This is a genomic window from Nocardioides sp. Root151 (assembly GCF_001427925.1).
GTDB lineage: Bacteria > Actinomycetota > Actinomycetes > Propionibacteriales > Nocardioidaceae > Nocardioides.
Genome location: NZ_LMGG01000007.1, coordinates 785,567 through 800,944, shown reverse-complemented (window position 1 = coordinate 800,944; position 15,378 = coordinate 785,567). Strand labels below are relative to the sequence as shown.

Below are 15,378 nucleotides of genomic sequence, written 5' to 3'. Positions count from 1 at the left end.
GGTCAGGCGTCGGTGTCGTGGTCCTCGGACTTGGGCTGGTCACCGAACACACCCGCATCGCGCGCGTCGCGGGTCTTGCGGAGCTGACGGGTCAGGCTCCAGCACAGCAGCGCGACGGCGACGATCAGGGCGATGAACACCGAGAACCCGAGCCACCCGGCGACGACGTCCTTGTCCTCGGGGATGCTGTTGTCCTTGGCGACAAGGGCGATGAGCAGGCCGTGCACAGCCGCCAGTGATTCAGTCATGACTCCAGTGTCTCAGTCGTGTCGCGGATGCCGGCGAAGAGGTCGTCCTCGGGCAGCGTCGACTCGACGTGGCTGGTGACCAGCTCGAACTCCTCGGTCGGCCACACGCGCTGCTGGAGGTCGAGGGGTACGGCGAACCAGTGCCCGTCGGGGTCGATCTGGGTGGCGTGGGCGAGCAGCGCCCGGTCACGCACGTCGAAGTAGTCGCCGCAGGGCACGCGGGTGGTGATGCGGGCGTCGTGCGCCGGGTCGGGCTTCCAGTTGGCCAGCCGTTCCTTCCACGGGTTCTCGAGGCCGGCTGCCTCCATCGCCTCGGAGATCGCGACGGTGCGCGGCCGGTTGAACCCGTGCTGGTAGTAGAGCTTCATCGGCTGCCACGCCGGACCGGCCTCCGGATAGCGCTCCGGGTCACCGGCAGCCTCGAACGCCACCATCGAGATGTTGTGGCACTGGATGTGGTCGGGGTGCGGGTAGCCACCCTTCTCGTCGTACGTCGTGACGACGTGGGGCCTGAACTCGCGGATCAACCGCACCAGTGGTGCGGCCGCGGCCTCGACGTCCTCGAGGGCGAAGCAGCCCTCCGGCAGCGGCGGCTTCGGGTCGCCCTCGGGCCATCCGGAGTCGATGAAGCCGAGCCAGTCCTGGGTGACGCCGAGGATGTCGCGGGCCGCCTCCATCTCCCTGCGACGGATCTCGGTGATGTTCTCGAGCACGTCGGGGCGGTCCATGCGGGGGTTCAGCACGGAACCGCGCTCACCCCCGGTGCAGGTGACGACGTGGACGTCGACCCCCTCGGCGACGTATTTCGCGGTCGTCGCGGCACCCTTGCTCGACTCGTCGTCGGGATGGGCGTGCACGTGCATCAGGCGCAGGGGGCCGGAGGGCGGTGTCGGCATGCGGTGATTCTAGTGGCGGGTGGGCGAAGTCCCGTGCCCGGCGCACGCGCCTTCACCCACGGGCCACTGGGTGGCGGGTGGGCGAAGTCCCGTGATGCCGGGCGCTCTGCCACCATGGAGCCCGTGAGTGTTGACCTGTCCGAGCGCTACGGCACCAGACGTCCCCGGCAACGACTGTTCGTGGTGGTCGTGTGTGCCGTGCTCGCCATCGCCTTCCTCGGTTGGCTGGGCTGGGTGATGTGGTTCCACTCCACGCCCGAGGCCTCGTCCGACCTGTCGACGTACTCCGTGGTCGACCAGCACAAGGTCGAGGTCGTCGTACAGGTCCACCTGTCCGACGACGCCGACGCGACCTGCAAGGTGCGGGCCCTGGCTGGCGACCACGTCACGGTCGGCGAGCAGAACTTCACGCCCACGGACGGGCGCAACGAGGTGAGCATCCGCACGGAGCGCGAGGCGACCTCGGTCGAGTTGGTCGGCTGCACGACACCCGACCAGGATCGACCCCGCTGATCACCCGGGGCTGATCTCTCGGGAACGTGCCGCACCCCGGCCGTTTTGCTAAACTCATTCTTTCGACACCTCGAGCAGGGACATTCAGTGCTGCCGACGGAGCAGGCACTTGTGCCCTCTGCGGTTCGTGTGCGTCCCCCACACCGCCCGAGGTTTCCCAATGGGCACTGCCCCAATCCGCACTGCACGCAGGAGTTGCACCATGACTGAGCAGGGAACGATCTGGCTTACCCAGGAGGCTTACGACAAGCTCCAGGCTGAGTTGGAGAACCTCAAGGGCCCGCTCCGCCAAGAGATCATCGAGAAGATCTCCGCTGCCCGGGACGAGGGAGACCTCAAGGAGAACAGCGGCTACCACGCCGCGAAGGACGAGCAGGGCAAGCAGGAGGCCCGCATCCGTCAGCTCGAGGACATGCTCCGGCGCGCCGAGGTCGGCGAGACGCCCCCCGACGACGGTGTCGTCGAGCCCGGCATGGTCGTGACCGTCAAGCTGCTCGACTTCGACGAGACCGAGCAGTTCCTGCTCGGTGCCCGCGAGAACCTCAACGAGGGCGACGACCTCACCGTCTACTCCCCCGAGTCAGCCATGGGTGCCGCGATCAACGGCAACTCCAAGGGCACGACGGTCACCTACGCCGCGCCCAACGGCAAGGAGCTGAAGGTCGAGATCCTCGACGCCAAGCCCTACGGCGCCTGATCACTTCCCGATACTCCCTGACGTTTCGGCCCTGATCCGGGGATACTCCCTGACGTTTCAGCCCCTTCGGGGACCGAAACGTCAGGGAGTATCGTCATTCTGGGACCGAAACGTCAGGGAGTATCTACTCGAAGACGGTGTAGCCGCGCTCGCGGAGCCGGGCGAGCAGGGTCGAGGCATGGGTCTCGCCGCGGGTCTCCAGCTGCAGGTGCACCTCGACCTCGTCGAGGTGGAGCGAGGGCGAGATGCGTTCGTGGGCGACCTCGAGCACGTTGGCCTGGGCGGCAGCGAGCTCACCGAGCAGCTTGGCCAGCCCGCCTGGTACGTCGGGGATGCAGACCCGCAGGTTGAGGTAGCGGCTGTCGGCGGCCATGCCGTGCCGGATCACCTTGCCGAGCAGCAGCGGGTCGATGTTGCCGCCCGACAGCACCGCCACCAAGGGCGTCTCGAACGCGGTCGGGTTGTCGAGCACGGCGGCCACTGCGGCCGCCCCGGCCGGTTCGACGACCAGCTTGGCCCGTTCGACCAGCGCCAGCAGGGCTCGTGAGAGGGACTCCTCCGAGACCGTGATGACGTCGTCGACGTAGCTCTGGATCGCCCGGAACGGGACGTCGCCGGGTCGGCCGACCGCGATTCCGTCGGCCATCGTGGCCATCGACTCCAGCGCCACCGGTGAGCCGGCGGCCAGTGATCCGGGAATCGCCGCGGCGCCCTCGGCCTGCACGCCGATCACGCGTACGTCGGGCCGCAGCGCCTTGATCGCCGTACCGATGCCGGCCACGAGACCGCCGCCACCCGCGGGAACCAGCACCGTGCGCACGTCGGGTGCCTGCTCGAGGATCTCGAGACCGGCGGTGCCCTGCCCCGCCACGATGTCGGCGTGGTCGAAGGGGTGGATCAGCACGGCGCCGGTGCGTTCGGCGAACTCGCGGGCCGCCTCGAGGGCCTGGTCGATGTACTTGCCGTGGAACACCACGTCTGCGCCGTACGCGCGCGTGGCCCGCTCCTTGGGGATCGGCGCTCCTTCGGGCATGAACACCGTCGACTTGATGCCGAGCAGGTTGGCCGCGAGCGCGACGCCCTGGGCGTGGTTGCCGGCCGACGCCGCCACGACGCCGTGGGCCCGCTCCTCCTCACTGAGCCGCGAGATGCGCAGGTAGGCACCGCGGATCTTGAACGACCCGGTGCGCTGGAGGTTCTCGCACTTGAGGCTGACCGGCCCGCCTGCCTTCGCACTGAGCCATCGCGACTCCTCCATCGGGGTCAGCACCGCGACGCCCTCGAGCACCTTGCGCGCGGCTTGGATGTCGGCCAGGGTCGGCACGGGGATCTCAACCACGGTCTTCTCCATCTGCGAGCGCCTCGGGGTCGTTGGGCGTGCCGGGTTGTCGTCCGGCCGCGACCAGATCCTCGTCGATCGCCTCCATCGGGTCCTCGCCGACCTCGGTGAAGGCGGCGAGGTGCTGCACGACCGCATTGACCACGGCAGCCAGGGGTACGGCGACCAGAGCGCCGGCCACTCCCGCCACGATCACACCGCAGCCGATCGCGACGATCACGCCGAGCGGGTGCACGGACACGAAGCGGCCCATCAGGAACGGCTGCAGGATGTGGCCCTCGATCTGCTGCACCAGGATCACTCCACCGAGCATCAGCAGCGCGGTGAACGGGCCCTGGGCCACCAAGGCCACCAGCACCGCGACGGAGCCGGCGATCGTGGCACCGATCATCGGCACGAAGGCACCGAGGAAGACGAGGACGCCGATCGGCAGCACCAGGGGCAGGTCGAGGATCGCCGCGACGATCATGATGCCGATCGCGTCGACCAGCGCGACGACCACGGTGGCGCGCACGAACTGGGTGAGCGAGTTCCAGGCGACCCGGCCCGACGAGTCGACGCGCTCACGCGCGGCCCGGGGGAACATCCGCACCATCCACGACCAGATGCGGTCGCCGTCGGCGAGGAAGAAGTACGTCGCGAACAGCACGATGAAGAAGCCGGCCAGCACGTGTCCGAGTGCCGCGCCGAACTCCGTGACGTGCGCGAGCACCTCGGTGTCCTTCGAGCGTTCGGTGATGCTCTTCTGGGTCTCCTCGAGCCAACTGTTGATCTGGGAGTCGCTGGCCTTCAACGGACCGTCCTGCAACCACTCGCGGATCTTCTCGATGCCGACCACGACCTGGTCGGCCAGCTGGGTTCCGCCGCGGATCACCTCGCGACTGACGAAGGTCAGGAGGGCACCCACGGACGCGATGCCGCCGAGGACGACCAGTCCGGCACCCAGGGCGCGCGGCACGCCCACGTTGGCGAGGCCACGGACCACCGGCGCAGCGAGCGCCGCGATCAGCATGGCGATCACCAGGGGCAGGGTGATCACCGCGAAGTAGGCGAGCACCCAGAGGATCGCGAGGCCCGCAGCCGAGATGATCAGGAAGCGCCACGCCCACGCCGCGGCCAGGTCGAGCGCCCACGGCACCTGGGCCCTGCGGGTGTTCGACGGGCCCGTCTCGATCGGCGCCGGTTCTGCCCGACGCTCGGCACGCAGGACCGCCCACTGGTGCGCGAGCTGCTGGGTCAGGCGCTCTGACAGGGAGTCATCGTCGTCGTCGCGCTCACGCCTCGACAACAGCTTCGAGCGACGCCTGGGTTCACCCTCTTCGGGCGCGCCCTCAGCTGTCTCGTCGGGCGCCTGTTCGGGCTCGGCCTGGTCCGCTTCGTCAGCTTCGTTGCTCACGGTCGCCAAGGCTATGCCACGGGCAAGGTGGGCCCGTCATCCAACAGGCCCACCCGACGGACACGTTCAGCCGAGGGCCCGGTCGAGGTCGCCGAGGAGGTCGTCGACGGTCTCGATCCCGACGCTGAGGCGGACCAGGTCGGCAGGCACCTCGAGGTCCGTGCCGGCGACCGACGCGTGGGTCATCCGGCCGGGGTGCTCGATCAGCGACTCGACTCCGCCGAGCGACTCGCCCAGCGTGAAGACCTCCGCCTTGCCGCAGACGTCCAGCGCCAACTGCTCGCCACCGGTGACCCGGAACGACACGATGCCGCCGTACCGCTTCATCTGCTTCGAGGCGACCGCGTGGCCGGGGTGCTCCGCGAGACCGGGGTAGATCACCTGCGACACCTTGGCGTGACCGCTGAGGAACTCGACGATCTTCTCTGCGTTGTCGCAGTGCCGGTCCATGCGCACACCCAGGGTCTTGAGGCCGCGGTGGGTGAGGAACGCGTCGAACGGTCCGGGGACGGCACCCATGGAGTTCTGGTGGAACGCGACCTTCTCGGCGATGTCGAGGTCGCGTACGACGAGGGCGCCGCCGACGACGTCGGAGTGGCCGCCGCAGTACTTCGTGGTCGAGTGCACCACGACGTCCGCGCCCAGGGTGATCGGCTGCTGGAGGTACGGCGACGCGAACGTGTTGTCGACGACCAGCAGGGCACCGGCGTCGTGGGCGACAGAGGCGAGGGCCTCGATGTCGCCGATGTTGAGCAGCGGGTTGGTCGGGGTCTCGACCCAGACGACCTTGGTCCGGCCCGGCTGGATCGCCGCGCGCACGGCGTCGACGTCGGAGACCGCGGCCGGACTGTGGTCGAGGCCCCAGACCTTGGCCACCTTGTCGAACAGGCGGTAGGTGCCGCCGTACGCGTCGTCGGGGATGACCACGTGGTCGCCGGGGCGGCACACGGAGCGGAGCAGGGTGTCCTCGGCGGCGAGGCCGGAGGCGAAGGCGAAGGCGCGTTCGCCCTGCTCCAGGGCGGCCAGCACACCCTCGAGCGCGGTGCGCGTCGGGTTGCCCGAGCGGCTGTACTCGTAGCCGCCACGCATGCCGCCGACGCCGTCCTGCTTGTAGGTGCTGGTGGCGTAGATCGGCGGGATCACCGCGCCGGTCATCGGATCGGGTTCGTAGCCGGCGTGGATCGCACGCGTCTCGAAGCCTGACTTGTTGGCGTGTTCTTGAGTGCTCACGCACCCGACTGTAGCGAGGGGAGCTCGGGTCGATGCGTGCGCCAACCGGCAAGAGCCTTGTCCGCCGTACGCGTGCGGACGATGATGGAGCCGAGGGCGCCATGAATGATCCGCCGTACGTCTTGCAGGAAGCCGGTCTCTCCCCCGCCGAGCCGCCGGAGGACCCCGACGCGCCCAAGGGCCGACTCACCTGGTTGTGGGCCGTGCTGGCCATGGGCGCGATCGTCGGCGTCGGCGGCGCGATCAGTGTCGCCTCCCAGCGGTACGCCGAGAACGAGCCGCCACTCGACCCCGACCAGGCGATCAACACCGAGCAGGCGGCGGACCTGTGCCGCGATGCGATGTTCGAGCTCGGCATCGAGGAGTTCACCGTGCCGCCGTACATCCCCGCCCCCGACGGCAGCAACCTGCAGACGCCGCTGCCGTGGCGTGCCGGCGTGACGATCATGATCGTGCCGATCCGGGCGATGGCGTCCGAGGGCAGCTTCAGCGCCCTGCCCATGCGCACCGTCAAATGCACGATCGACCGCTGAGGCCGGGGCAACGGGAACGTTCGGAGGCCTTGCGTTGTTGGGCACACTGGAAGCATTCCGACCCGAAGGAGACGCCCGTGTTCGGCCGCCACAAGACCGAGTTGGTCACCCCCGACCGTGCCCTGCCGGGCCGCACGGAGGCCTGGTTCCACCTGGCCGACAAGCACGTCGTCCTCGACGCGCCCGTGGTCACCGACGAGATCCCTGACGGCTTCGAGGCGGCGATCTTCGGGCTCGGCTGCTTCTGGGGCGCCGAGGAGATCTACTGGCAGAAGGACGGCGTCTGGTCGACCTCCGTCGGGTACGCCGGCGGCTCGACGCCGCACCCGTCGTACGAAGAGGTGTGCTCCGGGATGACCGGCCACACCGAGGCCGTGCGCGTGGTCTTCGACCCGGCCGTCATCTCCTACGCCGACCTGGTCAAGACGTTCTTCGAGGTGCACGACCCGACCCAGGGCATGCAGCAGGGCAACGACGTCGGCACGCAGTACCGCTCGGCGCTCTACACGCTCAGTGAGGCGCAGCGCGAGACCGCGATCGAGCTGACCAAGGTGTACGGCGACGAGCTGGCCCGCCGCGGACAGGGCCCGGTCACCACCGAGATCCGGCCCGCGTCGACCTACTTCTACGCCGAGGACGTGCACCAGCAGTACCTCGCGAAGAACCCGTTCGGCTACCGCTGCCACGCCAACACCGGCGTCAAGTTCCCGACGGGTGCCTGAGGACGACCGCAAGGCACGAAGGCGGATTCGGCTCTGCCGCGACGCCCTGTTAGCGTGATCGCTTTCCTGCCCGTCACGGGCAAGGGGGGATCTCGGGTCTGCCCGTGAGTCGACCCCGGAGACTCTCATGCAACACAGAGCCCCACGCCCATTGACAGACCTGTGGCGCCGCCTTCCGCGCGCCACCGCGCACTCGCTCGCCATGGTGGCCCGACCTGGGCACGCCCGAGCCCTCGTCATCGTTCTGGTGCTGCTGGGCCTCGGCGCGAGTGCCTACGCCACCCGAGCGTCCATGGTCGGCGGGTCATCGAGCACGCAGTCCGGCTCGGCGGGGCCCGAGCACCCAGGCCCCTCCGGGTCGCCCGAGGTCGGGCCGCCGGAGCTGACCCCGGAGACACCTGCCTCCGACGGCCGGGTGGCGAACCGCAAGGACGCCAAGTCCGCGACGTCGAAATCCCCACGGGACGAGGTGGCTTCCCGCGCGGGAGCCCGCACCACGCAGACGCGCCTGACCCCGCGCGAGACGTCGTCTTCGCCGAGCCCAGAGGTCTCGACCGCGGCCGACGTCACACCCCCGGCGACCAGCCTCAGCGCCGAGTTCCCTGCCGCGGACAGCGCTCAGTTCTCGTTCAGTGCGGACGAAGCCGCGTCGTTCATGTGCAGCCTCGACGGAGCGGCGTACACGCCCTGTGACTCCGGGGTGGGCTACTCGGACCTGGACCCCGGTCGGCACACCTTCTCCGTACGCGCGACGGACGCGGCGGGGAACGTCGATGCGAGCCCGGCCGAGACCACGTGGCAGGTCAGGGGCAACGGCAAGTCTGACCACTGACGTGTCCGGCGGCCCCCGCGGCCAGCCGTCTTGGCGGGGCGTGGCTCGTCAGCGTCCTGTTCGGGCACCTGAGTAAGTTGGACGCATGAGCACCCCCACCGAGCTCGGACTTCCCCGCTGGCACGCGATCGTCGAGAGCGGTGACTCCGCGGGCCTGGCCGACCTGGTCGCCGAGGACGCCGTCTTCCACTCCCCCGCCGTCTTCAAGCCGCAGGAGGGCAAGCCGCTGGTCGTCGCCTACCTGACCGCGGCGTTGAAGGTCCTCGGCGAGGACTTCTCGTACGTCGACGAGTGGCCGCGCGAGAACGACGCCATTCTGGAGTTCACCTCGACCCTGGGCGACCTGCAGGTCTTCGGCATCGACCGGATCACCTGGGACGACCACGGCCGGATCACCGAGTTCACCGTGATGATCCGGCCACTGAAGTCACTCAACGCCCTGGTCGAGCGGATGGGCGAGGAGCTCACCGCCCTCGCCGAAGCCGCCAAGCCAGAGTAGTCACGCGTCGATCGTCAGCACCACGTCGACAGCGTCACCCAACGTGACCAGCTCTGCCCGCCGTACGGCGTCCTTCACCGGCAGGAACCACGTGCCCTCGCGCGGGAACATCGACGTCGTGAAGTCGGTCTCCCCGATGCGCGCATTGACCGGCACGACGCCCCAGTAGGCCACCGCGGCCTTCACCTCGTCGACGATCTCGGCGGCGTCGGGAGGAAGCACCACGAAGTGGTACGGCGCGGGCCCGCGCCACTCGACGACGGGTCCGGCGAACTCGATCTCCACGGCGTCAGGATACGCAGTCGGGTGGCCTGTCAGGCGCGCTCGATCACGAACGCGGTGATGAAGCCGAGCGTCGCGATCAGGCCGGCGTACAGATGCGTCCGCTCGAACGCCTCGGGGATCATCGTGTCGGCCACCATGGCCAGGATCGCGCCGGCCGCGATCGCGGTGATCACCGCGATCGCCTCGGGGGCCGCGCCGTCGAGGAGCAGCGCACCCAGCGCGCCCGCCACGCCGCTGGCCACCGCAATGCCGACCCAGACCCCGAAGACGTAACGGGCACTGCGTCCGCTGGCCTTCATGCCGGCCGAGCTGGAGAGCCCTTCGGGCACGTTGGAGATGAAGATCGCGGCCAGCACCGGGAGGGCCACTCCACCGCCCCCGAGCAGCGAGACGCCCAGCACCACCGACTCGGGCACGCCGTCCAGCAGTGCGCCGATCGCGATCGCCGTGCCGCTGCCTGCCTGTTCCTTCTCGGAGGGCTGGAGCTCACCGGAGCGCTTGCGGTGTCGGGCGCCCTTGTGTGCCAGCGCCACGTTGGCGGCGACGTAGACCACCGCACCGCCGAGGAAGCCGGCCACGGTCGGCCAGAGCCCGCCGAGCTCCTCGGCCTCGTCGACCAGGTCGAAGGACAGCGCCGAGATCAGCACGCCCGCGCCGAACGCCATCACCGTGGCCACCACGGGCCGCGGGACGCGCACGAACCACGCGACCAACGCGCCCAGCACCAGGGCGCCACCCGCGAGCAGGCCCCACAGGCCGGCTTCGATCCAGACCGTCACGTCTGTCACTCAACCAGACGGGCGACCTGTCCTGACCCAGAACTGGCGACAGGTCAGTCGTCGACCCAGAAGCCACGGCCGCCCCACCCGCCGTACCCGTCGCCCCGCCGGTCGCCCGGCCCGCGCGAGCCGAGGTAGGAGCCCACGACCGCGGCGCCCAGGTCGTCGAGCTCGGGTGCCACCACGCGACCGTCGACGCGCTTGGCCATCGAGTCGATGAACCGGGCCAGCCCCGGATCGTCGCCGAGGCGGAAGAACGTGGTCTGCGCGCCGAGGCGTCCGGCGTTGTCGAGCTCGCGCACGCTGTAGGCGATCGTCAACGGGTGCGGCGGATAGTCGAAGTAGACCTCGCCGTTCGGCTCGAGGTGCGAGGTGGGCTCGCCGTCCGTGACGATCAGCAGCACGGGCTGGGCATTGGGGTGCTTGCGGAAGTGGCGGTTGGCCAGCAGCAGCGCGTGGTGCAGGTTCGTGCCCTTGGCCCAGAACGCGTCGAGTGCCGTGAGCTGCTCGATCTCCATCACCTCGGCGTGCCGGCCGAACCCGATCAGCTGCAGGTGGTCGCCACGGAACCGGCTCTGGATCAACGTGTGCAGCGCCAGCGCCGTCCGCTTCATCGGCACCCAGCGGCCGTCCATCGCCATCGAGAACGAGGTGTCGACCAACAGCGCCACGCAAGCCTGGGTGCGGGCCTCGGTCTCGCTGACCTCGACGTCGCCGATGTCGAGGCGTACTCCGTTGCGTGTGTCGCCGCCGTCGGAGACCGTGCGGATCACCGCATTCGTGATCGTGCGCGTCACGTCCCACGGCTCGGTGTCACCGAACGCCCACTCGCGGGTGGCCCCGCTCGGCTCGCCGGCGGCACCCGCATGGCGTACGTCGCGAGCGCCCTGGCGACCCGACAGGCGCTGGGCCACGTCACGGAGCAGCGCCTTGCCGAGCTGGCGCATCGCCTTGGGCGACAGCCGGTAGTTGCCGGTCGAGTCGCGCTTCAGGTAGCCGGTGTCGCGCAGCGCCTTCTCGAGCTCTGCAAGGGTGCGGGCGTCGACCGCAGCCTCGTCGCCGAGCTGCCTGGCCAGCTTGTCGAGGTCGACGTCGTCCATGCGCGCGCCCTGGTAGGACTGCGCGAGCTGCTCGGCCAGGTCGTCGAGGTCGGCCAGGTCCTGCAGGGCGCCGGTGCCGTCGCCGAGCCCCAGACCCTCCTCGCCCTCGAAGTCGGCCGAGCCGCCCCAGTCCTCGCCGGGCCGGGCCGCCTGCAGGTTCGCGTCGAGTCGGCCCAGCTGCTCGGAGAGCTGCGGGGAGCCGAACGCCTGCTCCGAGAGCTGCATCAGCTCGTTGCGCTGCTCCGGCGTCATCGAGTTGAGCATCCGCTGGGCGGCGGCGGAACGGGCAGCCATGGCGTCGAGGAGCTCGTCGATGTTCCTCGGGTTCTCGGGGAAGAACTCCCCGTGCTTGTCCATGAACGCATCGAAGTCGGCCTGGGTGTCCTCGCCGCGGGCGTGCTTCTCGAGCAGGTCGTTGAGGTCGCCGAGCATCTCGTTGATCCGCTCGCGGTCCTCGTCGGTGGCGCCCTCGAGGGCCTGCTTCATGCCGGCGAACCGCTGGTCGAGCAGCTCCCGGCCGAGCAGGTCCTTGATCTGCTCGTAGGCCTCGCGGGCCTCCGCGCTCTGCCAGTCGTACGACGCCAGCTCGGTCACCGCCGCCGCCGGAGAGCTCGGCAGGTTCTCCAGCTGCATCTCGCGGAACGCGCGGTCGGAGTCGTCGAGGTCGACGTCGCGGGCCAGCTGCTTGCGCTCCTCGAGCACCGCCTTGTCGAGCAGCTCGCGCACCTGCTGGAGGGTGCCGTCGAGGTTGTGGCGTTGCAACAGCTCCTGGCGTTTCTCCTGCACCCGGCGGGCCAGGTCGTCCAGCCCGCGCTGGTCCCTGGACCCGCGGCGGAGGTATTCGCGCATCGCCCGCTCGGGCGAGTAGCCGGCCATCACGTCCTCGCCGATCGCCTCGAGGGCGTCGGCCAGGTCGACCGGCGGCGCGAGCGGGTCCGGGCCACCCGCGTAGCGCGAGTAGCGCGACCGGTGCCGGTCCGGGCGGCGCGTCATCCGTAGATCGTCTCCCCGTCGCCGGTGTCCTTGCCGATCTTGCGGGCCAGGTAGAGGCCTTCGAGGGCCAGCTCGATGGCGCTGGCCTGCTCGCCGTCGTTGGTGGCCCCGAAGCGCTCCATGACGGTGTCGTAGAACTCCGACTCCCCCAGCGGCGGCAGCGCGTCGAGCAGCTCACGCGCGGTGACCTGCTCGCCGGTGGCGATCGGCGAACCCTGCTCGATCGCGTTGATCAGCACGGCGAAGTCGATGCCGCGGAACCGCCCGCGGACGGTCTCGGCGACCGCCGTACGCAGAAGGTGCTCCAGGATCTCGTGCTCGCGCCCCTCCTCGCCGGTCTCGAACTCGATCTTGCCGCCGAGCACGTCGACGGCCGTCTCGAGGTCCACCACCCGGGCCACCGCATGCTCCTCGCCACGCACGGTGGCGCGGTGCAGCGCGGCCGCGGCGATCGTCTCGGCGCCGGCGATGGCGAAGCGGGCGCTGACCCCGGACCGCTGGTCGACGGCGTTGGAGTCGCGCAGGGCACGGGTGAAGCGCGCTAGCACCTCGATCAGGTGGTCGGGCACGGTTGCGGCGAGGTGCGCCTCCTGCCGGATCACGGCGACCTCGGCCTCGAGCTCGACCGGGTAGTGGGTGCGGATCTCGGCGCCGAAGCGGTCCTTGAGCGGGGTGATGATGCGCCCGCGGTTGGTGTAGTCCTCCGGGTTCGCGCTGGCCACGACGAGCACGTCGAGCGGCAGTCGCATGACGTAGCCGCGGATCTGGATGTCGCGCTCCTCCATCACGTTGAGCATCGCCACCTGGATGCGCTCGGCGAGGTCGGGCAGCTCGTTGATCGCGACAATTCCCCTGTGGCTGCGCGGGATCAGGCCGAAGTGGATGGTCTCGGGGTCACCGAGCGAGCGCCCTTCGGCGACCTTCATCGGGTCGACGTCGCCGATCAGGTCGGCCACGGAGGTGTCGGGCGTGGCCAGCTTCTCGGCGTACCGGTCGTCGCGGTGCCGCCACGAGACCCGCAGGTCGTCGCCGTACGCCGCCACTGCGGCCCTGGAGGAGACGGTGATCGGGTCGTAGGGGTGCTCGCCGATCTCGGAGCCGGAGATCACCGGGCTCCACTCGTCGAGGAGCCCGACCAGGGTGCGCAGCAGGCGCGTCTTGCCCTGCCCCCGCTCGCCGAGGAGCACGACGTCGTGGCCGGCGATCAGGGCGCGTTCGAGCTGCGGGATCACCGTGGCCTCGAAGCCATGGAGCCCCGGCCACGGGTCACGGCCCTCGGCCAGCGCGGCCAGCAGGTTGTCGCGGATCTCGGTGCGCAGGTCGCGGAGCACGTGTCCGGACGCGCGCAGCTCGCCGAGAGTGGTGATGAACTCGTGTGAAGGGGGAGCGTTGGTCACGCCCTCCAAACTAGACCCGGGAGACAAGGGCCGCGCGCGCCCACCGCCCGTCGAGCCGGTCCGGGCCCTCTAGGGTGGCCAGCATGGCTTTCGCGCTGCGTCCCCGGGTCGACTCCGACGTACCCGCGCTCGTCGAGGTGCTGGGCGCCCAGCAGCCGACCTCGGGCTATCCGCACCGGTGGCCCCTGCCGTTCCCGGTCGCCGACTTCATCGTCCGTGACGACCAGGACCGCGCCTGGGTGGCCGAGGTCGACGGACGGGTGGCCGGGCACGTGGCGGTCGGGCCGGTCACCGGCGATGAGGCGACCGCGTTCCTCGACGCCACCGACACCGACGACGCATCGGCGCTGGCGCTGGTCGCCGTCCTCTTCGTGGATCCATCGGTCAAGGGCCGGGGCGTCGGCGGGGCGCTGCTCGACGCGGCGGTCGAGTGGGCGAGCTCGCAGGGCAGGCTGCCGGTGCTCGACGTCCTGCAGGGCGCCGCCGTCGACGTCTACCGGCATCGAGGCTGGCAGGTGATCGGTGAGCTGCGTCCGGACTGGCTGCCCGCCGCCGTACCGCCGATGCTCCTGATGTCCCTCCCCCGCCAGCAGTAACGCGGGGTCACCGTCGCTCCACATGCGCCCTGACACGGGCGAACCGTCAAAGGCACCGCACAAGTGCGACGGTCAGGCGGCGGCCGGCACACCCGTGTGCCGGGCCAGGTGCCTCTCGGCAGCACGCGCAGCCGGGTGTGAGACGACCGCGGCGGCCACCGCAATGACGGCGATCACCACCCAACCGGGCGCGCCCCAGCTGAGCGCGAGGAACGTGTAGAGGGCCGGGAAGACGATCGGCTCGACCTGGTAGCCCAGGCTCCACACGCCCTGGTAGTCGCCGAGACGGCGCGGGTCGGAGAGCTCTGAGGTGAAGCCCCAGTCGGAGGCCGACTGCCACAGCTCGGCACCGGTGATGGTGATGTGGCCGATCCAGATCAGCACGATCGAGACCCAGCCGACGGTCTCGTGCGTCACGCTGAGCACCACGCACGACAGCACGAACGCCCATCCCGACCAGCGCACCGCCCGCAGCGACCCGTTGACGGTCTCCGCACCCCGCGAGGCCCGCACCTGGAGGAGTACGGCGAGCACGGTGTTGGTGCCGAACAGCCAGGCCAGCAGCACTTGCGGCGCATCGGTGCGCTCGACCAACCACAGGGGCACGACGACGTTGAGCAACACCTGGTTGGAGGAGAGCACGCCGTTGCACAGGGCGAGTACGACGAATCCCCGGTTGCGGAACGCGCCCGGTGAGAGGTGGTGGTCGTCTCCGTGGTCGGGGACCGAGCGCACCAGTGTCGGGAGGAACGAGATCATCAGCGCGTTGATGATCAGCAGGGCGCCGGTCAGCAACGGGATGGCCATGATCGCCTCGCGGGAGCCGATGCCCAGGGCCACACCCGAGGCGCCCGCGCCCAGCGTGTAGCCCACGTTGCGGGCCGAACGCTGGAAGGCCATCGCCCGCACCCGGGTCTCCCGGGGGAAGACCTCGATGCGGTAGACGTTGCGTGCCGATCGGCCCGCGGTCTCGACCGAGGCCAGCACCGAGAGCACCAGCACGAACGTCAGGAACCCCGACACCAACGGCCAGGAGAAGTAGAGCCCGGCCTCGAGCAGGGCGCTGATCACCCACAGCCGCTTGGCGCCGACCCGGTCGCTGAGCCGGCCCAACGGGATCGACAGGGCCAACGTCACGACCGCCGCAGCGCTCATGCCGAGGCCGACCTGGGCTCCGGTGAGTCCGACGATCTGGGTGAAGAAGACGGCCGTACCGGTCAGGAACGCTCCGGTGGCGAACGCCGAGAGGACCGACTGGAGCGCGAGGTCGCGCTCCATCTTCGTGGGCGGGACCAGCCCCGCCAGCACCCGGGGAATGGCCAC

General features: G+C 70.0%; 17 protein-coding genes. 7 read left to right on the top strand and 10 right to left on the bottom strand.

Features of this window, described 5'->3' with window-relative positions; all coding sequences use genetic code 11:
• Positions 1-2: 2 nt before the first annotated feature.
• Both ASD66_RS21285 and mca read right to left on the bottom strand, forming a co-directional pair.
• Positions 3-248, bottom strand: coding sequence for a hypothetical protein (locus ASD66_RS21285; protein WP_156388836.1), 246 nt, complete (start codon positions 246-248; stop codon positions 3-5).
• Positions 245-1,144: a mycothiol conjugate amidase Mca gene (mca, locus tag ASD66_RS21280; RefSeq protein ID WP_056892147.1), complete on the bottom strand. Its 900-nt coding sequence runs from the start codon at positions 1,142-1,144 to the stop codon at positions 245-247. The genes ASD66_RS21285 and mca overlap by 4 nt, the downstream gene beginning before the upstream one ends.
• A 123-nt stretch (positions 1,145-1,267) precedes the next feature.
• Between mca and ASD66_RS21275 the strand changes: the two genes are divergently transcribed.
• Both ASD66_RS21275 and greA read left to right on the top strand, forming a co-directional pair.
• Positions 1,268-1,657, top strand: a complete 390-nt coding sequence (locus ASD66_RS21275) for a DUF4307 domain-containing protein (protein ID WP_056678636.1) — start codon at positions 1,268-1,270, stop codon at positions 1,655-1,657.
• A 202-nt stretch (positions 1,658-1,859) separates the two neighbouring features.
• A complete protein-coding gene (greA, locus tag ASD66_RS21270; RefSeq protein ID WP_056678638.1) occupies positions 1,860-2,354 on the top strand; it encodes a transcription elongation factor GreA in 495 nt (164 codons plus the stop codon).
• A 124-nt stretch (positions 2,355-2,478) separates the two neighbouring features.
• Here the strand turns inward: greA and ilvA are convergent, their stop codons facing one another.
• From ilvA to ASD66_RS21255, 3 genes are all read right to left on the bottom strand, one after another.
• On the bottom strand, positions 2,479-3,684 hold the full coding sequence (gene ilvA / locus ASD66_RS21265; protein ID WP_414858584.1) for a threonine ammonia-lyase: 1,206 nt from the start codon (positions 3,682-3,684) through the stop codon (positions 2,479-2,481).
• A gap of 1 nt (position 3,685) precedes the next feature.
• Positions 3,686-5,089, bottom strand: a complete 1,404-nt coding sequence (locus tag ASD66_RS21260; protein WP_082563667.1) for an AI-2E family transporter — start codon at positions 5,087-5,089, stop codon at positions 3,686-3,688.
• Positions 5,090-5,155: 66 nt separating this feature from the next.
• On the bottom strand, positions 5,156-6,319 hold the full coding sequence (locus tag ASD66_RS21255) for a cystathionine gamma-synthase (RefSeq protein WP_082563601.1): 1,164 nt from the start codon (positions 6,317-6,319) through the stop codon (positions 5,156-5,158).
• Between the two features lie 101 nt (positions 6,320-6,420).
• Between ASD66_RS21255 and ASD66_RS21250 the strand changes: the two genes are divergently transcribed.
• From ASD66_RS21250 to ASD66_RS21235, 4 genes are all read left to right on the top strand, one after another.
• Entirely contained in the window at positions 6,421-6,852 is a 432-nt protein-coding gene (locus ASD66_RS21250; protein ID WP_056892144.1) for a hypothetical protein, read from the top strand.
• A 77-nt stretch (positions 6,853-6,929) separates the two neighbouring features.
• Positions 6,930-7,574 carry a peptide-methionine (S)-S-oxide reductase MsrA gene (gene msrA, locus ASD66_RS21245; protein WP_056678646.1) on the top strand — a complete coding sequence of 215 codons (645 nt, stop codon included), beginning with the start codon at positions 6,930-6,932 and terminating at the stop codon, positions 7,572-7,574.
• 202 nt (positions 7,575-7,776) lie between these two features.
• Positions 7,777-8,406, top strand: coding sequence for a hypothetical protein (locus tag ASD66_RS21240; RefSeq protein ID WP_156388835.1), 630 nt, complete (start codon positions 7,777-7,779; stop codon positions 8,404-8,406).
• An 85-nt stretch (positions 8,407-8,491) separates the two neighbouring features.
• Positions 8,492-8,905 (top strand): nuclear transport factor 2 family protein, encoded by a 414-nt coding sequence (locus ASD66_RS21235; RefSeq protein ID WP_056678653.1) that lies wholly within the window; start codon positions 8,492-8,494, stop codon positions 8,903-8,905.
• Here ASD66_RS21235 and ASD66_RS21230 read toward each other — a convergent pair whose 3' ends face one another.
• The 4 genes from ASD66_RS21230 to ASD66_RS21215 are packed head-to-tail and all read right to left on the bottom strand — an operon-like array spanning position 8,906 to position 13,459.
• Positions 8,906-9,190 carry a DUF1905 domain-containing protein gene (locus ASD66_RS21230; protein ID WP_056678655.1) on the bottom strand — a complete coding sequence of 95 codons (285 nt, stop codon included), beginning with the start codon at positions 9,188-9,190 and terminating at the stop codon, positions 8,906-8,908.
• 29 nt (positions 9,191-9,219) lie between these two features.
• Positions 9,220-9,969, bottom strand: a complete 750-nt coding sequence (locus ASD66_RS21225; protein WP_056678658.1) for a ZIP family metal transporter — start codon at positions 9,967-9,969, stop codon at positions 9,220-9,222.
• Positions 9,970-10,022: 53 nt separating this feature from the next.
• Entirely contained in the window at positions 10,023-12,062 is a 2,040-nt protein-coding gene (locus ASD66_RS21220; RefSeq protein WP_056892142.1) for a vWA domain-containing protein, read from the bottom strand.
• Complete coding sequence (locus ASD66_RS21215; RefSeq protein WP_056892141.1) at positions 12,059-13,459, bottom strand: sigma 54-interacting transcriptional regulator; 1,401 nt, start codon at positions 13,457-13,459, stop codon at positions 12,059-12,061. Before ASD66_RS21215 ends, ASD66_RS21220 begins: the two co-directional genes overlap by 4 nt.
• An 83-nt stretch (positions 13,460-13,542) precedes the next feature.
• Here ASD66_RS21215 and ASD66_RS21210 point away from each other — a divergent pair, with 83 nt between their 5' ends.
• Positions 13,543-14,055: a GNAT family N-acetyltransferase gene (locus ASD66_RS21210; RefSeq protein ID WP_056892140.1), complete on the top strand. Its 513-nt coding sequence runs from the start codon at positions 13,543-13,545 to the stop codon at positions 14,053-14,055.
• A gap of 72 nt (positions 14,056-14,127) precedes the next feature.
• Here ASD66_RS21210 and ASD66_RS21205 read toward each other — a convergent pair whose 3' ends face one another.
• A complete protein-coding gene (locus tag ASD66_RS21205; protein ID WP_235530189.1) occupies positions 14,128-15,378 on the bottom strand; it encodes an MFS transporter in 1,251 nt (416 codons plus the stop codon).